The 24,173-nt window shown below is 33.2% G+C and carries 22 protein-coding genes and 2 pseudogenes; 11 read left to right on the top strand and 13 right to left on the bottom strand.

The annotated features are described in order from the left end of the window. Positions 1 to 78: 78 nt before the first annotated feature. The 3 genes from FC57_RS04660 to FC57_RS04650 all read left to right on the top strand — a co-directional run bounded on the left by FC57_RS04660 (position 79) and on the right by FC57_RS04650 (position 3,911). Positions 79 to 1,035, top strand: a complete 957-nt coding sequence (locus tag FC57_RS04660) for an alpha/beta hydrolase (protein ID WP_007125754.1) — start codon at positions 79 to 81, stop codon at positions 1,033 to 1,035. A 182-nt stretch (positions 1,036 to 1,217) separates the two neighbouring features. Continuing rightward, positions 1,218 to 2,798 carry a peptide ABC transporter substrate-binding protein gene (locus FC57_RS04655; protein ID WP_148449542.1) on the top strand — a complete coding sequence of 527 codons (1,581 nt, stop codon included), beginning with the start codon at positions 1,218 to 1,220 and terminating at the stop codon, positions 2,796 to 2,798. Positions 2,799 to 2,957: 159 nt separating this feature from the next. Further along, positions 2,958 to 3,911 (top strand): AEC family transporter, encoded by a 954-nt coding sequence (locus tag FC57_RS04650; RefSeq protein WP_052536197.1) that lies wholly within the window; start codon positions 2,958 to 2,960, stop codon positions 3,909 to 3,911. Positions 3,912 to 3,921: 10 nt separating this feature from the next. Here the strand turns inward: FC57_RS04650 and FC57_RS11225 are convergent, their stop codons facing one another. Further along, positions 3,922 to 4,503, bottom strand: a complete 582-nt coding sequence (locus FC57_RS11225) for a hypothetical protein (protein WP_236253588.1) — start codon at positions 4,501 to 4,503, stop codon at positions 3,922 to 3,924. 184 nt (positions 4,504 to 4,687) lie between these two features. Further along, positions 4,688 to 4,978 (bottom strand): hypothetical protein, encoded by a 291-nt coding sequence (locus FC57_RS04635; protein WP_007125758.1) that lies wholly within the window; start codon positions 4,976 to 4,978, stop codon positions 4,688 to 4,690. Positions 4,979 to 5,088: 110 nt separating this feature from the next. Between FC57_RS04635 and FC57_RS04630 the strand changes: the two genes are divergently transcribed. Beyond that, positions 5,089 to 8,631 carry an SNF2-related protein gene (locus FC57_RS04630; protein WP_007125759.1) on the top strand — a complete coding sequence of 1,181 codons (3,543 nt, stop codon included), beginning with the start codon at positions 5,089 to 5,091 and terminating at the stop codon, positions 8,629 to 8,631. Between the two features lie 125 nt (positions 8,632 to 8,756). On the opposite strand, the gene plsY is transcribed toward FC57_RS04630, so the two are convergent. After that, the gene (gene plsY / locus FC57_RS04625; protein ID WP_007125760.1) at positions 8,757 to 9,392 is read right to left on the bottom strand and encodes a glycerol-3-phosphate 1-O-acyltransferase PlsY; all 636 of its coding nucleotides are present in this window, start codon (positions 9,390 to 9,392) and stop codon (positions 8,757 to 8,759) included. A gap of 96 nt (positions 9,393 to 9,488) precedes the next feature. Here plsY and parE point away from each other — a divergent pair, with 96 nt between their 5' ends. The 5 genes from parE to FC57_RS04600 all read left to right on the top strand — a co-directional run bounded on the left by parE (position 9,489) and on the right by FC57_RS04600 (position 16,686). Further along, positions 9,489 to 11,435, top strand: coding sequence for a DNA topoisomerase IV subunit B (parE, locus tag FC57_RS04620; RefSeq protein WP_007125761.1), 1,947 nt, complete (start codon positions 9,489 to 9,491; stop codon positions 11,433 to 11,435). 17 nt (positions 11,436 to 11,452) lie between these two features. Beyond that, positions 11,453 to 13,909 (top strand): DNA topoisomerase IV subunit A, encoded by a 2,457-nt coding sequence (gene parC, locus FC57_RS04615; protein WP_007125762.1) that lies wholly within the window; start codon positions 11,453 to 11,455, stop codon positions 13,907 to 13,909. A 151-nt stretch (positions 13,910 to 14,060) separates the two neighbouring features. Beyond that, the gene (locus tag FC57_RS04610; protein ID WP_052536198.1) at positions 14,061 to 14,966 is read left to right on the top strand and encodes a LysR family transcriptional regulator; all 906 of its coding nucleotides are present in this window, start codon (positions 14,061 to 14,063) and stop codon (positions 14,964 to 14,966) included. An 80-nt stretch (positions 14,967 to 15,046) separates the two neighbouring features. Beyond that, positions 15,047 to 15,982 carry a manganese-dependent inorganic pyrophosphatase gene (locus tag FC57_RS04605; RefSeq protein ID WP_007125764.1) on the top strand — a complete coding sequence of 312 codons (936 nt, stop codon included), beginning with the start codon at positions 15,047 to 15,049 and terminating at the stop codon, positions 15,980 to 15,982. A gap of 104 nt (positions 15,983 to 16,086) precedes the next feature. Next, positions 16,087 to 16,686, top strand: coding sequence for a peptidylprolyl isomerase (locus tag FC57_RS04600; RefSeq protein WP_007125765.1), 600 nt, complete (start codon positions 16,087 to 16,089; stop codon positions 16,684 to 16,686). Positions 16,687 to 16,725: 39 nt separating this feature from the next. Here the strand turns inward: FC57_RS04600 and FC57_RS04595 are convergent, their stop codons facing one another. After that, positions 16,726 to 17,073 carry a helix-turn-helix domain-containing protein gene (locus FC57_RS04595; RefSeq protein WP_007125766.1) on the bottom strand — a complete coding sequence of 116 codons (348 nt, stop codon included), beginning with the start codon at positions 17,071 to 17,073 and terminating at the stop codon, positions 16,726 to 16,728. 370 nt (positions 17,074 to 17,443) lie between these two features. Here FC57_RS04595 and FC57_RS04590 point away from each other — a divergent pair. After that, positions 17,444 to 17,860 (top strand): annotated as a pseudogene (locus tag FC57_RS04590) (YoaK family protein); the annotation flags it as partial. Positions 17,861 to 19,212: 1,352 nt separating this feature from the next. On the opposite strand, the gene FC57_RS04585 reads toward FC57_RS04590, so the two are convergent. The 6 genes and pseudogenes from FC57_RS04585 to FC57_RS04560 form a co-directional block, all read right to left on the bottom strand. Further along, positions 19,213 to 19,467: a GlsB/YeaQ/YmgE family stress response membrane protein gene (locus tag FC57_RS04585; protein ID WP_007125768.1), complete on the bottom strand. Its 255-nt coding sequence runs from the start codon at positions 19,465 to 19,467 to the stop codon at positions 19,213 to 19,215. 188 nt (positions 19,468 to 19,655) lie between these two features. Beyond that, entirely contained in the window at positions 19,656 to 20,435 is a 780-nt protein-coding gene (locus FC57_RS10640) for an alpha/beta hydrolase (protein WP_007125769.1), read from the bottom strand. Positions 20,436 to 20,441: 6 nt separating this feature from the next. After that, positions 20,442 to 20,950: pseudogene (locus FC57_RS04575) on the bottom strand (kinase). 12 nt (positions 20,951 to 20,962) lie between these two features. After that, positions 20,963 to 21,415, bottom strand: coding sequence for a GNAT family N-acetyltransferase (locus tag FC57_RS04570; RefSeq protein WP_007125771.1), 453 nt, complete (start codon positions 21,413 to 21,415; stop codon positions 20,963 to 20,965). A gap of 34 nt (positions 21,416 to 21,449) precedes the next feature. Beyond that, positions 21,450 to 21,806 carry a DUF6176 family protein gene (locus FC57_RS04565; RefSeq protein WP_148449537.1) on the bottom strand — a complete coding sequence of 119 codons (357 nt, stop codon included), beginning with the start codon at positions 21,804 to 21,806 and terminating at the stop codon, positions 21,450 to 21,452. Positions 21,807 to 21,834: 28 nt separating this feature from the next. Continuing rightward, entirely contained in the window at positions 21,835 to 22,125 is a 291-nt protein-coding gene (locus FC57_RS04560) for a hypothetical protein (protein ID WP_007125773.1), read from the bottom strand. Between the two features lie 155 nt (positions 22,126 to 22,280). On the opposite strand from FC57_RS04560, the gene FC57_RS04555 reads away from it, so the two are divergent. Further along, positions 22,281 to 22,451, top strand: coding sequence for a damage-inducible protein J (locus FC57_RS04555; protein ID WP_081445810.1), 171 nt, complete (start codon positions 22,281 to 22,283; stop codon positions 22,449 to 22,451). Between the two features lie 79 nt (positions 22,452 to 22,530). Here FC57_RS04555 and FC57_RS04550 read toward each other — a convergent pair whose 3' ends face one another. From FC57_RS04550 to FC57_RS04540, 3 genes are all read right to left on the bottom strand, one after another. Then, positions 22,531 to 23,292 carry a nucleoside phosphorylase gene (locus tag FC57_RS04550; protein ID WP_007125775.1) on the bottom strand — a complete coding sequence of 254 codons (762 nt, stop codon included), beginning with the start codon at positions 23,290 to 23,292 and terminating at the stop codon, positions 22,531 to 22,533. Positions 23,293 to 23,351: 59 nt separating this feature from the next. Further along, on the bottom strand, positions 23,352 to 23,816 hold the full coding sequence (locus FC57_RS04545; RefSeq protein ID WP_007125776.1) for an NUDIX hydrolase: 465 nt from the start codon (positions 23,814 to 23,816) through the stop codon (positions 23,352 to 23,354). After that, the coding region (locus FC57_RS04540; protein ID WP_156655818.1) for an ATP-binding cassette domain-containing protein at positions 23,813 to 24,173 on the bottom strand (361 nt) is incomplete at its 5' end. The genes FC57_RS04540 and FC57_RS04545, both read right to left, overlap by 4 nt.

Below are 24,173 nucleotides of genomic sequence, written 5' to 3'. Positions count from 1 at the left end.
TTAATATATATTGGTCTAAATCATTAAATCAAGTAATAATAAAGTATAGAAAAATAAAGAAAATAAGGAGGAAAATTTATGGCATACGGTTATATTGCTGATTTAAAAGATGGTGTTAAGCGAGATCATGTTCACTTTAACAATCGTTACGGAATGAAAATTGTTGGTGATCTTTATTATCCCAAAGATTTAAAACGTGGTGAAGAACTGCCAGCTTTAGTTGTTGGTGCTCCCTATGGTGGTACCAAAGAGCAGGGCCCCTGTGTTTATGCAAATGAATTGACACCTCGTGGTTTTGTTGTTTTAACCTTTGATCAAGTATACATGGGAGAATCTAGTGGTGAACCAAGACATGTCTCTTCACCAGAATTATTTGCAGAAAGTTTTAGTGCCGGTGTCGACTTTTTAGGCGTTAGCGTACCTTTCGTAGATCGCGATAAAATTGGTGTCATCGGTATTTGTGGTTCAGGTGGTTTCTCACTTTCAGCTGCATCTGTTGATACTAGAATTAAGGCAGTTGCTACAACCTCAATGTACGATATTACTGGTGTTCGTGATATGATGCATCCTTCTGAAGAACAATTGCGTAAAATGAAGGATCAATTATCGGAGCAACGCTGGACAGATTTTGCTAATGGTTTACCTGAATATAAGCCAAGTTTTCCAACCAAACCATATCCTAATGTTGATGCCTTGCCCAAAAAAGATCCAATTTCTAATGAGTGGGATCGTTTCTATGCAGTCCCTCGCGGTTGGCATCACAATGCTCGCGGCGGTTTTACTACTACTTCAAACTTAGCAATGATGCAATTTTCAGCTTTGAATTATATTAATGAAATTTCCCCACGTCCTATACTTTTCGTTTATGGTGATAAAGCTCATTCCCGTTCATTCTCTGAACATGCTTATGATTTGGCCAAGGAACCTAAAGAAAAATACATTGTTAAGGATTGTGAACATATTGATTTATACGATCGAGTAGATAAGATTCCATTTGATAAATTAGAGAGTTTCTTCAAAGAAAATCTAAAATAGTATGTTATAAAGAAGAGCTAATTCAAATTGATGAATTAACTCTTTTTAATAAGTATTAATTATGATTTTCAGAACTAAAAATTATTTTACTTCTTACTTTTAATTAGCTATACTTACTTTATAAAAGTTAAGGAGGGAAAGTTGTGAAGACTAAAAAGAAGTTTCTAACGGGATTATTAGTTATAACAGCTGCAGGGGCGTTAGCAGCTTGTTCCAACTCGGGAAATCCCTCGTCATTCAATAAGCAAGTTATGAACACTGCTGCTAACAATGAGATCTCGACTTTAGACTCCAGTAAGTATGGTGACACGACAAGCTCTGAAGTCTTGCAAAACTCAATGGAAGGTCTTTACCGTTTTGATAAGAAAAATCATGCAAAACTGGCAGGTGCAACAAAGGTTAGTGTTTCAAAGAATCAAAAAGTTTATACTTTTGATTTACGTAAAGATGCTAAATGGTCAAATGGAGATCCAGTAACCGCTAAAGATTATGTTACAAGTTGGCGTAGAACGGTTGATCCTAAGAATTCATCATTGGATAGTGATAGTTTTACAATTATAAAAAATGGTAATCAAATTACTAAAGGAAAGGCTAGTCCAAGCAGTTTAGGTATAAAAGCTTTAGGCAAATATCGTTTACAAGTGACTTTAGCTAACCCAATTCCATATTTGCCTGAAATTCTTGTTGGTGCTCAATTCTATCCTCAAGATAGTAAGGTCGTTAAACAAAATGGTAGTAAGTATGGCACCAACAGCAAACGTTTAGTTTATAACGGTCCATTTACTGTTAAAGGCTGGACCGGTTCAAACTTGAAATGGACTTTAGTTAAAAATAAGAACTACTGGAATAAAAGGATAGTTCATTTGGATAAGGTAAATGTGCAAGTTGTTCAAACTACCTCAACCGGGGTTAACCTGTTCAGAAGCAATAGTCTTGACTATGTTCCACTTTCTTCAGACTTTGTTAAACAGTATCAAAACAATAAGAATTATCATTCTGTCATTACACCAACTAATGGCTATATGACCTTTAATCTTAAGAGAAGGGCAACTAGTAATGTTCATGTTAGAAGAGCCATTAGTCAGGCTATCAACAAGAAGCAACTGGTTAATACTATTCTTCATGCTGGTCGTCCTTCTAATGGTATCGTTGCTGCTAACTTCATTACAGATAAAAATACTGGTAATGATTATCGTAAAGATGCTGGTGACATGGTTACTTATAATGTAAAAGATGCGCAAAAGGAATGGAAGATTGCTCAAAAACAGTTGGGTAAGAAGAAGATTACCTTGGAGTTACTTACTTCAGATATCGATGATGCTAAACGAGTAGGCGAATTTATCCAAAGTAACTTAATGAAGAATTTACCTGGATTGAACATTAATGTGCGTTCAATTCCTATAAAATCACGTCTTTCAAATACTACAAATCATAATTATGATTTTGTTTATGGTACTTGGCAGCCTAGTTATGAGGATCCACTTGATTTCTTGACGGTTGGTGGATTATTTAACTTAGAACAAGATTATCACAATCAGAACTTCTGGCATCAGATTGATTTAGCTCGTTCAACTTACGCTACTAAACCTAGTCAAAGATTAAATGCTTTGATTGCAGCTGAGAATCAGTTGATTAAGAAAGATGCGTTTGCAGTACCACTTTATCAAGGTGGAGCTTCATATCTTCTTAACTCAAGAGTTAAGGGATTCCAACTTTCACCATATGGTAATGTGGCTTACTACTGGAATGTGCGAATGAAATAAAAAAAGACTTGATGTATGAAAATACACCAAGTCTTTTTGTCTATAAGAATATTTTCTCTTGTAAAAATAGAAATCCATGGTATAAATACTATGCATATATAGATTATATATGTAAAGCCTTAATTAACTTAATTTTTATTTATATGAGGGGGATATAAATTGACAATATTTCTGTCATCCATATCCAGCGTTGTTGTCATTGTTTTAATGATGCTACTCGGATATGTTTTGCGAAAAAAGCATTGGTTTGCAGATTCATTTTCCGGTGACATTTCTCGGCTGATTACTCAAATAGCTTTGCCAGCTTCTATCTTTATCTCGGTGCAGAATAATTTAACACGATCAAGCTTAATGAATTTGTTGGAGGACATGATTGTACCAGTTATCGGAGTGGTTATTTCGTATCTTGCAGCCTTTATTATGGTCAAGGTCATTAAAGTTAAAGTTGGCCGTCGTGGTACTTTTATTAATACAGTTGCTAACGCCAATACTATTTTTATTGGCATGCCATTGAATATCGCTCTTTTTGGTAATAAAGCAATGCCATACTTCTTGATTTACTATGTAATTAATACAGTTTCAACTTGGGCATTTGGTGTATTCTTAATTAAAAACGATGATCCTACTGTGACTAAGAAGAGCAAGAACAAGATTGATTTGAAAAAACTGTTGCCCATGCCATTAGTTGGTTTTATTGTTGCTATTCTTTGGCTTTTAACTGATCTAAAACTGCCAACATTTGTAAACGATACTCTAACCTATGTGGGTAATTTGGTTACGCCTTTATCACTAATTTATATTGGTATTGTTTTAGCTGATTCTGGTCTTAAGAGTATCCATTTTGACAAGGATACAGTTTTTGCATTAATTGGTAGATTTGTTCTGGCACCAGTCATCATGTTTTTACTGATTCAAACACTCGCACCAGCTATGAGACTAAATGTGCCATTCCTAATGGGACAAACCTTCATCGTACAAGCAGCTACACCAGCTTTGTCAATTTTGCCGATTTTGGTTAATGAAGCCCATGGAGACGTTGACTACGCAACTAATGTCGTTGTTTTGAATTGTTATTGTAACAGAAAAAGAGGTTATATAACACACTTTTTTTAATATTTTTCGTTTAATTAGTTAAATTTGAATTAATGTCTAGATCTTTTTCATTGTCATCAAAAAATGCAACTAATTTATCAACATCTGGGTAAAGCTCCGGGTAAGTGTCCAAATATGCTTTAATCCAATTACAGTATTCAATATTTTTTTCTTTCTGACTACGCTGTAAGACCTTTTTAAAACTATCCCGTGAAGCCGGATAAATAAAATTATTGGTTGCAAAACCTACAGAATTACTTTGTACATCAATGAAAATATAAGATGTGCCTAACTCATCGATTTGCTCAATTAAACGAGTAATATGTTCAATTTCTTGTTCCTTATTATGTCCTTTAGGTAAAAGCAATAAAGAAACAGCAGTAATATCCATTTCAAACTGTTTCCAAAATTTCTGATATAATTCCCCGAAGTTAGTATTTTCTTGGGACAAGAGCCATTCTCGATAAATTTTTAGAACCTTGATAGTCTTTTGAACATTAAAAATGTAGAAGTTACTATAACAAAACCGCTGAAATTTTCTGGTAATGCCAGAAAACAATTCTCTATAGCAATCCAAATCTTCAGCAGTTAATTTTTCAAATTGCTGAGTCATTTTATTACTCCTATCTAGTTGTGTTTCATTTACATTATCGTATTGAATTATAAGCAAAAGTGATAATACGGTACTACTTACAACCATATTATAAAAGGATCTACTCATTTGTTAATAACAAAATGCTTGAAAAAAACGAAAAAATAGCATCCCCCGATTAAGTTGATTTGGGGATGCTATTGCATTATTTAACTAACTTTTTCGCCACATTCTTAGCAACTAACAAAGATTTATTCTTGGCTACATTTAGATTGTCTTTTACTTTATTCAAATTTATTTCTTTTAACTGCCTCTTGTGATCAATTTCAATACCATTCAGATCTTGCATTAGTTCAACTTTAGTATGATCATCCATATAATTAGCACTCAATATTTTTTTAATATCGTTTTTATGCTTCTGCTCACTGATTGTTTTACCAATTACTAGACCTAGGCCACAAAAGAAAGTAGTTTTAATAATTCTTCTTACTAACATGTTTCGTACCTCGTTCTATTGCTTAACTCAATTATATCCTTCTTTATAGATTTTATTTACTATTATGTAGTATCTTAATCAATAACTAATAAAATCAAGGAGGAGTCAAATTGGCTAATTGGACAAGGCTATTTCCTCAACGTATCTTGGACCGAGGAGAAATTTATTATGAAAATCAAATGGTTCAGGACGTGCGGTTAGGAAATGATGGAGAACACTTTGCTGCCCATGTTCAAGGTGGAATCGGTCGTTATTACAATGTTTCGGGCCGACTTCGCCCAAATGGACGAGCTTCTGAATTAAAATGTGATTGTCCTTGGGCTAAAAAGGGACATCGTTGCAAACACCAAGTTGCATCTCTATTTGCAACAGAAAAATTACAAAAACAGGAAAAACACAGCATGCCTCTTGATAGTCAACAAATTGAATTACGTGATTTGGTTTCAAGAAACGTCAAACAAGCGATTGCAGAAGCTAAACCCGCATTAGATCCTTTTAAAATCATTGGTAAACAATCTTTTACCCAAGAATCATATGACCTTGCACTACAATTAATCAATAAATATTCTGAGATTCATTGTCGTCATATTGATGATAAGATGCGAGCATATGAATATATTTGGAATCTAGAAAAAGAAGATGGAACATGGCTTGTAATTTCCGTTAAGTTTACACGTTGGCAGGTTTTAACAATTGATTTTCAACCAAATATGCCTACAGATGATCAAGATGCTGCAACAATTTTTGCATTATTGAAATTCATCAAGGAATATATTAAAGAAGATCCTTTTGATATCACTAACAAGGCAGCTACTGAATTATTAAACTTTTATTCTGATCCAACAACTCAAAACAAAACTGATCAAATTATTCTTCAAGCACAAATTGATAATTATGGACGTCTACCGCGACTTTCGTTCAAGTTAGGCAAGGAAAAGCATTTATATCAAATTCGTGACTTAAATGCTTTGGTTGATGCCATTAGACAGCAGTCAATTGTGAAACTAGGTAAGTTCTTCAATGAGCCTATTGATCCAAATAAAATGTCTAAAGATAGCAAACGTTGGATTAATCTAATTGAAAAGATTATCGATGCTCGCAATTTAAGTGTTTATTATGGTAATTCAAGAGACTTTGGTGCAATTGAAATTGAGAATTCGATTGCTGATGAAGTTGATGAATTACTTTATAGTGGAATTAAACTTTTTTCAGGTACGCATTTGGTTGGCTATACTTCTGATCAATTAGACTTAAATATTCAGATTACCGAAGACAAAGGCGCAGCTGATGTAAGCGTGGAAGATTTCCCCGCAGGTACTTTAATTACTGGTAGCAAAAAATACTATGGTTACTACAAAGGTGTATGGATTCGGTATGAAGGAATTACACCGACATATTTACAAGAATTAAAACTTCATCCTGGAGATCAATTTCGTTTTAGCAAAAAGACAGTACAGCAGTTTGCTCGTCAAATCTTACCTAGGTTTGAAAAATCAAAATACGTTTCTGTTACCGGTGCTAAAGAATTACGGGCTTCATTACCGCCAGAGGCTACGTTCGTATTTAGTCTAGATTATCGGGGTGGTAATTTACTTTGTACAGCCAGAGTCAAATATGGTGAGAAAGAATATGAGCTTAATCATAATTACTCTGCAAACAATCAGCGAGAATCTGATTTAGAGAGATCGACAGAAGAAGTCATCAATCAATACTTTGTTGATTTTAAAGAAGGCAAATATATTTTGCCAAATGAAAATACTGATATTGTTGCTGATTTTCTGGACCACGGAATCAAAAAACTGAAGCATATTGGCGAAGTTCGAATTACAGCCAATTTTAGATCTCTGTTAAGGGGTTTAAAAAGTAATATGGAATTTGGGGTTAGTGTCAATTTAACTAATGAGTTACTAAACATTGATTTAACCGATCAAAAATTCAGTTGGGAAGATATTCAAGCTGCATTAAAAGCATATCAGGAGAAGCAACATTATTTCATTCTAAAAAATGAAATGCTCCAAAGAACTAATCAGCCCACAATTGAACAGTTAGCTCAAACTTTACATGATATGGGTATCAGTTTTAAGGACTTTATCCACGGTAAACTGCAGATACCTGCCTATCGTGCCTTTTACTTTGCTAAACAAATGAGGGATGCCAATGCATTACATTTTTCCAGTAATTCAGCATTTAAGCAGCTAATTGCTGATTTATCTAAAAATCACTTAAAGAAGAATAAGTTGCCTGTCAGTTTGCAAACTGTTCTTCGTCCGTATCAAAAAGAGGGGTTCAATTGGTTAAGTACAATTGTTAATTATAATTTTGGTGGATTGCTTGCTGATGAGATGGGGCTAGGTAAAACATTACAAATTATTGCTTTGCTTTTATCAAGAAAGGAACAAATAAGCTCTAACTTACCTAGCTTAGTAGTTGCACCTGCTTCGGTTATTTACAATTGGCAAGCCGAGTTACAGAAATTCGCTCCCCACCTTTCTGTTTGTATCTTAGATGGCAATAAGAACAAACGTGAAAAAATGTTAATGGAATCCCCAAAATATGATTTATACATTAGTTCATATCAATCCCTTAATCATGACCTTGAGTCATATGATAATTTAACCTTTGACCTGCAAATAATTGATGAAGCCCAAAATATTAAAAACCATGAGGCTATTACTGCAAAATCAGTTAAGGTAATCAAGGCTCATCATAAACTAGCTTTGACTGGAACACCGATAGAAAATAAATTAAGTGAACTTTGGAGTATCTTTGACTATTTAATGCCAGGCTTTTTAGGTTCTTATCTTGATTTTAAGAAAAAGTTTGAAATTCCAATTGTTAAAAAGAAGGATGAAGATGCAGAAGCCTTACTAAGTAATATGATTATGCCGTTCACTTTACGTCGACTTAAAAAGAATGTTTTATTAGACTTGCCAGCTAAAGATGAACAAGTAATTTTAGTTAAAATGAACAAAAAGCAAGAAGGACTTTATCAATTGCAAACTCAAAAATTAATTGCCCAGTTAAACGGACAAGAGGAAACAGATTTTAAGAAATCTCGTTTCGAAATTTTTGCACAAATTATTAAATTGCGTGAAATTTGTTGTGATCCACGTCTTCTATACGAGAACTATCATGGTAAATCCAATAAACTTATAACCACAGTTGATTTAATTAAAACTAATCTAGAAAACGGTCATAAAATTTTATTATTCTCACAATTTACTTCGATGTTGGAGATTTTACAGAGTAAACTTAAAAAGGCTAAGATACCTTTGTTTATGCTTACTGGCTCGACTCCTAAAGAAAAAAGACAAGAATACATTAGAGAATTCAATACTATGGAACAACCTGGAGTATTTCTTATTTCACTCAAAGCAGGCGGTACAGGTATTAATTTAACAAGTGCTGATGTTGTAATTCACTATGATCCTTGGTGGAATCTTGCAGCGGAAAACCAAGCTACTGATCGAGCACATAGGATAGGACAAAAACATTCTGTGAAAGTTTATAAGATGGTGACTAAAAATACAATAGAAGAACGGATAATAAAGCTTCAACAAAAGAAGGCTGAACTTGCTCAAGCTATTTTAGGAAATAGTAATATATCTAACGCAGCAATAAGCAAAGCAGATTTATTAAGAATTCTAGATTAAAGCTTTAAGTTATATCTTGATTAAATTATGTTTACGGCACTTGCGAACTATTGTTTGCGTATGTATAATAATCACATAACAAAAAACCAACAAGTTAAAACTTGCTGGTTTTATATTTTGTTAATCTAGTTTGATTTGGTATGTTTTTTCTTATACCAATAATATAGGCCGAAGGGAACGGTGTTCTCTTTATGGTGCTCAATTCGAACAATGTTGCTTCTGTGACTCCAGTAGATTAAGACTACGAGTAATCCACTGATAATGCTTAAGGCAAGATCGTGGAAAAAGAATGAAGCAATAAAGATTAAGACTACCGAGATTAAGCTAGTTAATGACACCATACTTGTGATGAACAAGATAGGGAAGAAGATTACTGCACAGATCAGAAAGAAATGTACATTATAGCCAAGTAAAAATCCGGCGGAAGTAGCAACTGCCTTGCCTCCTTTAAATTTTAAGAAAATAGAGAAAGCATGGCCTAAAATTGCGGCTAAGCCGAAATATAGGCAAAAATAATGTGATCCTAAATGGAAGATCATTGGTAATGTCGTAGCAAGTGTTCCTTTAAAGAAATCAACTAAAAAGACGATAATACCAGCAGTTGGTCCTAATACTCTAAAGGTATTAGTAGTACCAATATTCCCTGATCCGTATTTTCTAATATCTTTTTTGAAAAAGATTTTTCCGACTAGCACGCCCGTCGGGAATGATCCGATCAAGTATGCTAAAATAAACAACGATGCAAATTTTAAAGCAAACATATTTAACAACTCCTATTAATCTATCGCTATTTTAGCAAAGATTACCCTTTAAATATATGGGAGTTGTTGAATTAATGAACAAGTGGAGGAATTTAAGTGGCAAAAGCTCATACTTATGATGATTCTTCAATTCAAATTTTACACGGTCTAGAAGCCGTTCGAAAAAGACCGGGTATGTATATTGGCTCAACTGATATACATGGATTGAATCAACTGGTTTACGAAATTGTCGATAATTCAGTTGATGAAGCTATGGCTGGATTTGGTAAAGAGATTGATGTAACTATCCATAAAGACAACAGTGTAACTGTAAGAGACTTTGGACGTGGTATGCCTACAGGAATGCATAAATCAGGTAAACCAACTATTGAGGTTATTTTGACTGTATTGCATGCTGGAGGTAAGTTTACCGAACAAAATTACAAGACATCTGGTGGTTTGCATGGTGTAGGTTCATCTGTAGTAAATGCACTTTCAAGCTATATGAAAGTACGTGTAGTACGTGATGGAAAAGCTTACGAGGAAGAATTTAAGAATGGTGGTCACCCTGTTGGCACTCTCAAGTGTTTAGGTAAAACTAAAGATAAGACAGGTACGACTATTACGTTTAAGCCAGATGACTCAATTTTTTCAACGACTAAGTATAAATACGAAACCATTCAGGAAAGAATACGAGAATCTGCCTTTTTGCTTAAGGGTGTTAAGTTTGTCCTAACAGATGAACGTGAACCTGAACATCATGATATTTTCAAATACGATGATGGAATTAAATCGTTCGTTTCTTACCTTAACGAAGGTAAAGGAACAATTTCTGATGTTTTCTATTTTGAAGGAAAACAAGATGGCATGGAAATAGAATTTGCTGGTCAATATAGTGACGGCTATTCTGAAAATCTTGTGTCATTCGTTAACAATGTGCGTACCGGAGATGGTGGTACACATGAATCAGGTGCTCGTAGCGGTTTTACCCGTGCGTTTAATGATTATGCCAAAAAGCAAGGATTACTTGGTAAAAAGGATAAAAATATCGATGGATCCGATTATCGTGAAGGATTAAGTGCTGTCTTATCTGTGAAGATTCCGGAAGAATTATTGGAATTTGAAGGCCAGACTAAAGGTAAACTTGGTACTCCACAAGCTCGCTCCGCAGTAGATTCTCTCGTATATGAGAAGATGTCTTATTACTTAATGGAAAATGGTGAGCTAGCTCAAGAATTAGTTAAGAAAGCTCAACGAGCTAGGGATGCACGTGAAGCCGCTAAGAAAGCCAGAGACGAAAGTAGAAACGGAAAGAAACGACGTAAAAAAGAAGTTCTTTCTGGGAAACTGACTCCTGCACAATCTCGTAATCCTAAGAAAAATGAATTGTTCTTAGTTGAAGGGGATTCTGCTGGTGGTTCTGCTAAGCAAGGACGAGACAGACGCTTTCAAGCAATTCTTCCCCTTCGTGGTAAAGTGCTAAACACTCAAAAAGCCAAATTGCAGGATATTTTCAAGAATGAAGAAATCAACACCATGATTTATACAATCGGTGCTGGTGTTGGAACTGAATTTAATGTTAATGATTCTAATTATGATAAAGTCATTATCATGACAGACGCCGATGACGACGGTGCTCACATTCAAATCCTATTATTAACATTCTTCTATCGCTACATGCGTCCAATGATTGAGAAAGGTAAAGTTTACATTGCCTTACCACCACTTTATCGTCTTCAAAAGGGACGTGGCAAGAAGAGCAAGGTTCAATATGCTTGGACTGATGAAGAACTTGCTGAAGATGAAAAGAAGATGGGACGCGGCTACTCCTTACAAAGATTCAAGGGATTAGGTGAAATGAATGCTGAACAACTTTGGCAAACAACTATGGATCCTGAATCTAGAATGCTAATTAGAGTTAAGATTGATGACGCTGCTCTTGCAGAAAGAAGAGTAACTACTCTAATGGGTGACAAAGTTGCCGCAAGAAGAAAATGGATCGAAGAAAACGTTAAGTTCAGAATGGGCGAAGACGGCTCCATTCTAGAATTCGAAAATGAATAAAGAAGGTTTTTAATTTAATGGCCACAAAAGAACGAATTCGTGAAATGCCCCTTGAACAAGTTATGGGTGAGCGTTTTGGACGGTATTCTAAATATATTATTCAAGAACGTGCATTGCCAGATATCCGAGATGGTTTGAAACCTGTTCAACGTCGTATTCTTTACGCAATGTATCAAGATGGGAATACTTACGACAAGCCATTTAAAAAGGCTGCTAAAGCAGTAGGTAATATTATGGGTAACTTCCACCCGCATGGTGACAGTTCTATTTATGGAGCTTTAGTTCACTTATCACAAGATTGGAAGATGCGTGAGCCTTTAGTAGAAATGCACGGTAACAATGGTTCGATGGACGGTGATGGTCCAGCTGCCATGCGTTATACTGAATCTCGTCTAAGTAAAATTTCAAATATGCTTTTGCAGGATATTGACAAAGATACTGTCAATATGGTGCTAAACTTCGACGACACTGAATATGAACCAACTGTTTTACCAGCACGCTTTCCTAATCTATTGGTAAATGGTTCAACAGGTATTTCATCTGGTTATGCCACAGAAATTCCACCTCATAATTTGGGTGAAGTGATTGATGCCACTATTTATCTTTTAAAACATCCTGATGCTTCTTTAGAAGACTTGATGAAATATGTTAAAGGACCTGATTTTCCAACTGGTGCCATTGTTATGGGTACTAAAGGAATTAAAGAAGCTTACAAAACTGGTAGAGGCCGTATTCAAGTCCGTGCTAAAACTAGTATTCAAGATATACGTGGCCATCGACAAGAGATTGTTGCTACAGAAATCCCATTTGATGTTAACAAATCACTTTTGGTTAAGAAGATTGATGAAATTCGATTAAACAAAGAAATTGACGGTATTGCAGAAGTTCGGGATGAAACTGATCGGCATGGTTTATCTATTGTTGTTGAACTCAAAAAAGATGCTGATGCACAAAATATCTTAAATTATTTATTTAAGAATACAGACTTACAAGTATCGTATAACTTTAACATGGTTGCCATTGATCATATGACACCTGTTCAGGTAGGCTTAAAGCGAATCTTAGCGTCATATTTGGAACACGAAGAAGATGTTGTTACCAAACGTACTAAATATGATTTAAACAAAGCTGAAGCTCGTTTAGAAATCATCCAAGGCCTTATCCATGCTATGGATATTTTGGATCAAGTAATTAAAACTATTCGTGCATCTAAAAATAAAGCTGACGCCAAAAAGAATTTAATTGCCAAATATAAATTTACTGAAAAACAAGCTGAAGCAATTGTTTCTTTACAACTTTATAGATTAACTAATACTGATGTTAATGAGCTGATTGCTGAACAAACCAAGTTAAATAAATTAGTAGAGAAATATCGTAAACTTTTATCAGATCGAAAGACCCTTGAAAAGGAGATTATTAAAGAACTTTCAGCTGTTAAGAAAGAATTTAGCAATCCTCGTAGAACGCAAATCTCTCAGGAAAGTGCCAAAGTTGAGATTGACGAAAAAGCATTGGTAGCTGACGAACAAGTACGCGTATTAATTAGTCGAGATGGCTATTTGAAACGTTCTTCTCTTAGATCATATCAATCTACAGATGATACTGATAATGGTTTACCAGATGGAGACAAAGTTATTTATGAAAACACGCTTTCTACACTAACTAACCTGTATCTCTTTACTAATCGTGGAAACGTGATTTATCGTCCTGTTCACGAGTTAGTAGAAACTAAGTGGAAAGAAACGGGTCAACACTTATCTCAGGAAATTGGGTTAGATAGCGATGAGCAAATCATTCGTGTCTTTGCATTTAATAATTTAAATGCTGATGAAAACTTCCTGCTTGCCACTAACGATGGCTATATTAAGCAACTAGAGTTAGCAAATTTGCAACCAACTAGAACTTATAAATCTAGAGCTATGACTGCTATTAAACTAAAGTCTAAAGATAGTTTGCTAGTTGGTGTTGATTTAGTTAAGCCTAATGCTAAGAAAGAAATTACGCTATTTACTCATAGAGCTTATGCTATTAGATACGATATTAGTGAAATACCAGCTTCTGGTGCTAAGGCTATTGGGGTTAAATCAGCTAACCTTAAAGATGATGACTACATCGTGGGCTATGTTTTAGTAGATAGTAAATATCTTGATCTTATGCATGTTGGTTTAATCACTCAACGTGGTGCATTTAAACAATTTAAGCTTAAGCTAGTTAATAAGGTATCTAGAGCTAAACGTGGTGTATTAGTTCTGCGTGAATTAAAGACTAAACCACATAGAATTACTGCTTTAGTTCCATATGCACAAGATCATATTTTGCATATTACTACCTCAAGCGATCGCCATATTAAAATTAAGACGAACGAATACCCACTAGGTGATCGTTATTCAAATGGTTCATTTGTAATTGATACAACTACAGATGGTACGCCATTAAATATCGAATTAGGACGACCAATTAGTAGTCAAAATTAAGTTTTGGCCGAATAATTCATGACATCATAAAAAGACGGAAATAGTGTTAAGACGTATGTTTTGACACTATTTATTTTTGGATAGATAATAAAATGTGTTATGGGACACGGCTTATTATAAAATAATATTTTTAGGAAAGAAGATAATTGTTATGCCTAAAACTGATACTATACTTTCGGCCCAATCCTTACGTTATTTTTTACAACTAATTGACACCATGAATTATACTCAGGCAGCTCAAATTTTGGGTATTACTCAACCTGCGTTAACTCAACAAGTCAAAAAATTGGAACACGCCATCGGTGCTCCTTTGTTTGGCCAAATGGGAAAGAAATTGTACTTAACAGAAGCAGGCAAAGAAATGGAGTCAGCTGCTGTTGAATTATTAAGCACAATTAATGGCGTTGTAAGCGATATTCAGGAATATACTCAAGCTGATAAAGGTCATATTTCTATTGGTATCTTAGACTCTTTGCATGCAGGTATCTTTTATGAATTTCTACGTATTTTTAATAAAAAGTATCCAGAAGTTACTTTTTCAATAGATTACTACGATCGCAAAGAATTATGGCGCAGATTGGATACAAATCTGATTGATATGGCAATTATGTATTTGCCTGATACAACTAAAAAAGAAGAAACTAATCTGCGTCATCAATACAGTCATGCAGATATCTGTGCGGATCGTTTAGTTGTTTTAACTCATAAATCAACTGTAGAAGCAGGGGAAACTTATCCTGTTTCTCGTTTTTTGAACAGAAAATGGGTTACTTATCCAGATGATTTCTATTTGACACCACTGATGCATGAATATTTGGGTAAAAAGAACAAGTTAAATACTCCAGTAAAGATTGCTTCTACCAAGGAAATGATTAAGATGGCAGAAGATACGGATTACGATACATTCGTTACTCAATCTTATTATGATGCACATCGTGACGAAATTAGTTTGACACCTGTTTACTTATCAGAAGAACATGACTTCCATATTTCTTACGTTTACAGGAAAGGTAAGCTTGAAATTCCTAGAATGGAAAATATGCTAAAAGAATGGTAAAAATTCTTGGATAAACATCTCAAGTCTAGTAGACTATTAGATGAAGTAAAATAAAGTTAGAAAACGAGGCAATTAATTTAATGGAAAAAGAATTTGTTTTCGGACACCAAAATCCTGATACCGATGCAATTGGTACTGCTATTGCATTTTCATATTTACAAAACAAATTAGGTTATAACACTGAAGCTGTTGCTTTGGGTGAACCTAATGACGAAACTGCATATGCACTTAAGAAGTTTGGCTTTAAAGCACCACGCGTTATTAAGGAAGCTGCTCCAGAAGTTAAGGCTGTTATGTTGGTTGATCACAATGAACCTCAACAAAGTGTTTCTGACATTGATAAAGTTAAGGTTACTCACGTTGTAGACCACCACAGAATTATGAACTTTAACACTGCAGATCCTTTGTACTACCGTGCAGAACCAATGGGCTGTACTTCAACCATTGTATGGAAAATGTTCAACGAAAATAAAGTTGAAATTCCTGAAAAACTTGCTGGTTTAATGCTTTCAGCTATTATTTCAGATACTTTGCTTCTTAAGTCACCAACTACTACTGATGATGATAAAAAGGCTGTCGAAGCTTTAGCTAAGATTGCTGGTGTAGATTATAAAGAATACGGTTTAGCAATGCTTAAGGCTGGTACTAATATCAGCGATAAGTCAGAAGAAGAACTGATTGACTTAGATGCTAAGAGCTTTGAATTAAACGGTCACAATGTACGTGTCGCACAAATTAATGTTGTTGACTTACCAGAAGCTTTGGAACGTAAAGATGCTTTCTTAAAAGCTATGGAAGCATCATCTAAGGACAACAACTATGATATGTTTATGCTTTTAATCACTAATATCCTTGATTCAGATTCAGAAGCATTGGTTGTTGGTTCTGATGAAACCAAGGCTCTTTTCGAAAAGGCTTTCGATAAGAAACTTAGTGATTCAGAAGTTAAATTACCAGGTGTTGTATCACGTAAGAAGCAAGTTGTTCCACCACTTACAGATGCTTTTAATGCTTAATTTTAAGCTATTAAATAAGAGATAGTCGGTAGATGACTATCTCTTATTTTTTGTACTTATAACAAGATATAATAATAGAACTATTTAAAAAAAGAAGAGATAAAATGAATTACCCACAATTAAACTTAGATAAAGTTAAAGGTCCTAAGGCCACTCTAAAAACCAATCATGGTGATATTAAAATTCAGTTATTTCCAGAACAGGCACCCATGACTGTAGAAAATTTCGTTCGTTTAGCTCAAAAAGGATATTACAATAACACAATTTTCCATCGAGTTATTAGTGATTTTATGATTCAAGGTGGGGATCCTAAAGGAAACGGTACTGGCGGTACAAGTATTTGGAATCATCCATTCGAAGATGAATTTACAAAAGAATTATTCAACATTCGTGGAGCTTTATCAATGGCAAATCCCGGTCCAAATACCAATGGTAGTCAATTCTTTATTGTTCAAAATAAAAATATGCCTAAACGTTATATTAGACAAATGGAACCTGCAGGTTATCCTAAAGAAATCATCCATGCATATAAGCAGGGAGGTACTCCATGGCTAGATGGACGCCATACTGTTTTTGGACAAGTAATTGACGGAATGGATGTTGTCGATGAAATTGCAAAAGTAAAAAAAGATAAGATGGATAAGCCATTAGAGGATGTTGTCATAAAAACAATTGAAATTGATAAATCTATCTTTTCTGATTAAAAAATAAAGAGATGTGGTATAAAAGTTAACCACATCTCTTTATTTATTTTGATCCATCTCTTTCAATAATACAATTAGCGACTTACAGATTCGCTCAGCTTTCACAGTAGGAAGCTTTCTTAATTCATTAGTTACTTTTTGGATGAAAATAGGATTCTCGGGCTTAATTTTTTTCACGCGATAAGCATTATTAACAATATCTGGGGTAGTAGTGTTCAAAGCTCGTGCAATTGAATCGAGCTTTTGAATACTAATATTTTGATCCTTAGTTCTTTCTAAACGTGAAATAAAATTTACGGAAAGATCACTGAGTTCAGCTAGATCTTCCTGCGTAAGTTTTTGTTCACGTCTTCTACGAGAAATTTCTTCTCCTAAATTAATATTCACTAAGCATACGATCCTTTCAAACTACTTATATATCTATAGTTATAGACTATAAAAAATCAAAAGTAAAATGAATAAACTATTTTAATAATATTAACTTACATTATAGTAACCATTAATATTACTTTATTTATTATTTGATAAGGCTTTATCATCCTTACCATTTAAGCAATTTTACCGCAAAAGATGTATTAAATTAAGTATTTTGGTTCTTAATCTAAAAATAATAAATAACTTTAAAAAGATAATTCAGCATAATTTGCAACAAAGTTTATAATATAGGTTGTTGTATTTGGGGTAAGAAGATTGGAGTTATTAATGGGTTTAAAAGAAATATTAAATAGTAATCGACCTGCAGAATCACGACAATTAGCGTGTGCTTTGTTTATTTCCAATTCTTGCAATTTGCATAATCGTTGGCTTTTTGCCAAAATCTGTACCAAATTATTATGTAGTGCCAGCAATTGCGTTCGGTTTAGCTATTCAGAATGCATCTTTCAGTAAAATTGAAGGAATGGGATACAACAATGCATTTACAACAGGAAATTTAAAGAAATCAGTTGTTGCGTGGAGCGCATTTTTCTTTGGTGAAGATAAAAGCAAACATACAGCTGCAGTAAATTATATGATGTTAACAATTTCGTTTGCCATTGGAGCAATTATTTCAGCATTGCTTCAAAAGGTTTTTATTCTAAAAACTATTTGGATTGCAGTTATTTTTCTTACGATAATCAATTTAATTTACATAGCAGCACTTAAGAGAAATAAGAAATTAAATTTTGAAAAATAATGAATTGGAGTTTTTAAAACACTTGCAGTAAATTGCAGGTGTTTTTTGAATACAAAAGATTAGAGTAGACAAAAGAGATGAAAATAATTTGTTAAATGTATCTGCGTATAATTCATATTATGTAAAGCTACAGTGGGAAAATTATTATGCCTAGGAAAGTCATTAATTTTAAAAAGCTTTTTAAAATTCACTTTTCATTTAGTAATTAATAAATCCTTCAGCATTTATATATTTTTTTACTTATTTTTATTGATTTACAAATTTAATGCTTTTTTGCATGCTGAGATCGCAATTCTAAGACCAAGTTCATTTATTTTGACCATTAAGTTTAATAATTTAATTCAATTAACTTTTATATGCGTTCTGAGTAAACAATATATTTAATTAAAATATTCGTATCACATTACTAATTACTAATGTCAATTTACCAGGTTATCAAAAAAGTGCTGATCAATATATATATCTACAAATATCTATAATTACTGATATCAGAGCAATATTTTGATTTAAATATAATCCTAATTTGTGTGATTTAAGCTAGACATCTAATCATGATAGCTAAACCAAAATTAAGGAATATTTGCTGATCCAGAATTATCAAGTTTTTAGTCAAAAATAGGTTAAGCATACAAATGATGTTTCAAAAAGAAAGAGATTGTAATACTCTTTGAAACATACCTATTTATCAAAATAAAAGATTTTTATATAAAATCAAAATGATTTCTAGCACTACATAAAACAATAATTTTAATGATAGCAAGATAAACCTCTCTCCAAAATAAAGATTTTTATTGTTAAACATCAAAACAATTTTTAATAACTAAAAACAAATATTTTCTTTTATACCTATATTTTTCACAACTACTTTTCAGCATTTATGAAGATTTTAAATTTAGATTTACTGCCCTTATTATTTTCTATAATGCTCATGTTTAAATTATCTTTTCTACTCTTTTTATTTTGAGTAAATTTCATTCTAAATTGTTCTTCTATATAACATAATGACTAGACTTACTGGTAACTTATCATCCAATTATGCATAAATTTAATGTTTTTAAACGCATTTTTATAGTTGTTTTGAAGCTATTTATATCCAAAATACTACGATTTTTGACTATTTCAGCAAAAGTTTATTTAAAAATAAGAATCTATAGGCAAATCACCAACTTTTTAAGGTTAAAAACTCAGCTCATCAACTTTATTACTATTTTTTATTTGTGTATCTCCCCTCCTCCATTGACTAGGGAGCAGGGAAAACATAAATAAAAAGCCCGAAATGACAATAAAATAGTCAAATTCAGGCTTTTCTTACTAGTACTAGCAAATTATTTTATATTCAGATGAAATTACTCTTATGCAGTATGGAATCTGCTGACAACAAAGGCCACAATGATTACCAAAATTACTGCACCTAAAATAGATGGAACAATTGCCATACCTGCTACCTGTGGTCCCCATTCACCCAGAAGGGCTTGTCCTAATGAAGAACCAATCAGACCAGCTAAAATATTAGCAATCCAATTCATTGATCTGCCGTGACCTGTTAAAGCCCCAGCAATCAGACCAATTACACCGCCGACAATCAATACCCAAATCCAATGTAGCATTTTGATCACCTTTGCTTTCTTGCAACATCTATATTTATAAATAATTTAATTAAGTTAAGCGCTTATTCTTAATTATTTATATTTTATAAAAGACCATAACTTTTGTCACTAATTGTATTCTACAAAACTATAGGTCTTATGTTTTTCTTTAGCTTTTAGGCATCAAAGTTGATCTTCATTTTCAAAGATTATTTGCTTAAACTAATCAAAATATCCGCAATTTCATGAGGATACTCCCACTGAATGTAATGAAAAGTCCCCATTGGTATAATTTGGGATTCAGAATTTTGGTTAAAGTATTCAGATCTTTCATATTCGCTTATTCGATACCTCTCAGTAATGATTATCGTTGGAATAGAGTCATTCCATTTATCTTGATTAAACCAAAAGACATCTCTTTTCATAGCATTCATTAAATGTTGGTCATCTTGATCATTGAAATGGGCTTCATTCTTTTCTGTTGTTTGCCAAAAAGTCTTTGCTTCTGTTTCTGGAAATAGATCAAATATTTTTTGATGAATAAATTTTTCAGAAGCAGCTTCATTCTTATTTCTTTCCAAATAAGCTTTTTCTTGTGGTGGATTTAGAATAATTTCTCGGTCAGTTGGCTCTATACCTACAAAGGCTTTCAAATTTTTAACTTTATCTCTCATTTGAAATGCATATACTCCGCCAATACTATGAGCTAAGATAATAACACTCTTTGCATTTAATTTATTTATTATTTTAGCTATCGCATTAGCTTCATCAGTAATAGAATACGATGTTTTTGATTTACCACTATAGCCAGTGTTTAAAAAATCAGGTGCAAAAATTCCCAAATCTTTTGGTAAATATTTAAGTACTTGGGAGAAGTTCTGAATTGTATCAAAGCTGCCGAAACAGTTTAAAAGTACAATTAATGGTTCTCCAGTTCTAAAAGCATACTCAATTTGTCCCAGCTCGGTATTAACTTTTTGAATTTGCATTTAATATTAACTTTTCCCTTTCAGTTTTATGTCTTTCATTATAGTATCTATTTCATCTTCTAAACTCAGATTACGCCTGAAGATCTTTTCTGGTAAGAACCCAATATAGTCTTTTTCATTCCACCACGAGCGATTTGTTTTTCACCAAAAGATGCTTCATGTCGTTCTTGATGACGTTTCATTGTTTCTTCGAAAGGTATATCAAAGTAATAAGCATAAATTTGCTGACCAAATAGTTCATGTGCTTTTTTAAATAAAGATGCATACCATTTTGCATTCAAAATTCCTTCAAGGATAACATAATCACAATTTTTATAGCCATAAACTATTAAAGCTTCTAATAATGGCAAAGCAAGAGTATGTTCTCCATCTTTTACACGTAACATATCTCTTCTGATAACATCTTGAGAAATTAGTAATGTATTTCTAGGTAATCTCTTATGAATCTCACGTGCTAACGTTGTTTTTCCACTGCCTGAATTACCACGTAAAATGATTAGTTTAGTCAAAGTCAACACACTTTCTTCCTAGTTCAGTTTCATTTTATCTTGAGAAAAATCCACGGGATAAGCATCAGACCATTTTTCAGTAACCGAATCAATCACTTGAAAGCCAAATTTTTGATAGAGTCTTTTTGCTTTTAGATTATGCGTGAACACATCTAACTGTACTGGACGACTTAAATCTAACAACACTCTTTTCATTAATGCTGTACCAATTCCTTGTCCTTGTTTGTCTGGGTCAACATACAAAAATTCTAAATGATGAGGTTTGGCTCCTACAAAACCAACTAATTTTTGACGCTCTACAGCAATGTAAATCCTACAAGATAAGAAATAATCTAGATATGGTGCATTCTTTAAAGAGATAAAAACGGCTTCTAAATCCTCACTTTTTAACTCCTGCATTCTACTTTTGTCCATTACCTGACAAAGCTGATCAAAGTATTTTTGCTGATACGGAAAGATTTGAAAGGTCATTTTTATCTCCTAACAATTGCTTTAATTCATAAACTCATTTCTTTTGGATTACTTTATCTATTATTGGTGCAATCAAATTCTCTTCTAAATCCATATCTACAGGATGATAGCTTTCATCAATACATTCATCCCAATATTCTAAGTGTTTTTTATCAATGTAACTCTCTGATTCTTCTACCTTTTGTCCACCTTCGCCTTGTAAAGAGTACCAATAAAAATAAGTATAACCATCTGGATTTTTCTCTTTAAACACATTTTCAACATACATACGCTCACCTACCATGGTTGCTACTGTATCTTCATGATGACTATTCAAGAAATCCATCCATTCTTGAGCTTTAGTTTCTTTACCTTTTTTAATTCTAAAACGTGTTAATTCAACTTTCATTATTCTAATATCCTAACTAATATTTTTTATTCTAAATATATTGTGTTGATCTGTTTTTCCAATTAATATCAAAATCGATCACTGTTATCTGATAATCATAAGTTTCAATCTTATATTCATTGCCTTCTTCATAACCGTAGCACACATTAAATTGGGCAGCCATCTGACCTAAAAAATTCAGGACTGTCATGAAATCTTGAAAACTAACGAGTTCAATATAGTATCCATTTTGTCCTTCTTCAATTTTACTTAGAATAGTCGGACCAATAGATTTAAATAATTGCCAAGATTTCATAAATTCTTCTTTTTTACTTTTATCCATTAAGATTACCTCCTTCAAGCTTCTACTAAAGCCTACTAATAAGATAGTATCTTATATTTATTAATAATAGTTAGACATTTAAGCAAGATTGTATTAGGCTGTGTTAATATGTGTTACGGTTTAATCAGATAAATTACAATGCTGAGGTGAAGATTATGACAATTACTATAAGTCTACAATTGCCGGAAGACCCGAAAAAGAAAGCTACTGATATTTCTTCAATGCTTAAAGACAATATTGAGAAATCATTAGCTGAATATAAGGCTGGAAATTATCAAACTACGCATTCTGTAAATGAGCTATTTAAGGTGCTTAATAAATATTAATGACAGATATTAACTTAACTCCTTAATTAGCAAAACTGGAAGAAGCTATTTCAGCTTCTTTTTTATTTTCCCGGTCTTTTTAACACTCTATCAAAATCTTTATACCAACTTCAAGAGAAGTTCTATGCGATTCTTCTCCCCAATTTCGATTATCATGCTCATTTATATCTGCCAACGAATCCGCGGTAAACAGAATTTGAGCAAAGTCTACTTTTCTAAATCGCGCACAAGCTGCTAAAGCTGCACATTCCATTTCAACAGTAGTCGCACCTAATTCCTTGAATTGATTTACCTTCTTAGGTGTTTCCCTAAAGAAACCATCCGTTGTCCAGGTAATCACTTCCTTGTAACTCAACTCTAGTTTTTTTATAGCCCTTTCAACTTTACCTAAAAAGTCGGAATTTAAGTCTACAAAGCGACCTGGCTCCATATAATGAAATGATGTACCTTCATCACGGATTGCCCGTTTGGGTAAAAGCATAACGTTCTCTGGTAAATCCACTAGTACGCCTGCAGTACCTACAGTTAAGACTTCTTTAACTCCATATCCAATTAACCAGTCAAGCAATTGCACCGCAGCTGGTGCACCTAAAGGAGCCTGACAAAGAGTAACTAATTCATTACCTAACTGAACTTCATAAATTTTTGGTGTAAAAGAGACACTATCAAACTCACCAATGGTACGATGCAAGTGTTGATCTAGAAAAGCGTTGATCTCTTCTTCAGGTACAAATGCATATAAAAGTTTTGCATGAAAATGAAACGGATAATTGTCATGATTGGGCTCAAGCACTGCATGTGGGTTGTTATCAAAATCTAAAATGTATGGTTGTTCATTCATGTTTTTCCTCTAATTTAAAATCAACTAATATCTGTATTAGAATGGTTAAGTTCTTTATTTTACTTAAAGAATGGATAATTTTTTGAGAAGTAATGATTAATGAATTTTAGATGCTGTCTATTAAAAATTCTAGGCAGATTATCTTGCGCGAAGTATTCTAGATCTAGTGTTTCAGAACTGATTGACTGATTTGTTTTTCCCACTAATTCAACAATAAACTCAATTACCACAGCTTGTGCTACATCTCCATTAGGATAGTGTTGAATAAAATCCGTTGAAACACCAAGCAAAGACTCCACTTTAACTTTTAAGCCTGTTTCTTCCCTGAATTCTCGCACACACGCATCTTCAGCTGACTCACCAAATTCCATTGCTCCTCCTGGTAATCCCCAAGAATTAAAATCTGATCTTTTCTGCAATAAAATTTCATTTTTCTCATTCACTAAAATTCCACCAGCAAAATTTAGAATAAGTGGTGCGTGACCTACTTTCTGACGTAAATCTTGAATATAATCTTTTTTCATAATCTTATTTCTCTATCAAATAAACTACGCATATCTTCATTAAAATTATGAGCAATAAAAATAATTGTAGATTTGCTTTTAACAAGCTCTTTTAAAATACTTAAAGTTGCTTGCCGATCGATAGCGCTAGTACCCTCGTCAATTAAGATAATTTCACTACCGTGGATTTTGGCCCGAGCAAGTACAATTTTCTGCCTTTGACCACCAGAAATATTTAACTTGTCTAAATTTAGTTTGGTGTTTATACCAGCATTAAACTTATTTACATCGTCGCTCAACTTAACTTCATTTAAGACATGTTCTACTTTACTATTCAAACTCTTATTGAACATAGTAATACGCGTGGTGCTAGTTAAA

The sequence above is a fragment of the Lactobacillus ultunensis DSM 16047 genome (genome assembly GCF_001436305.1).
GTDB lineage: Bacteria > Bacillota > Bacilli > Lactobacillales > Lactobacillaceae > Lactobacillus > Lactobacillus ultunensis.
Note: the sequence above shows the minus strand (reverse complement) of the source record. Positions and strands in the feature narration are given on the sequence as shown.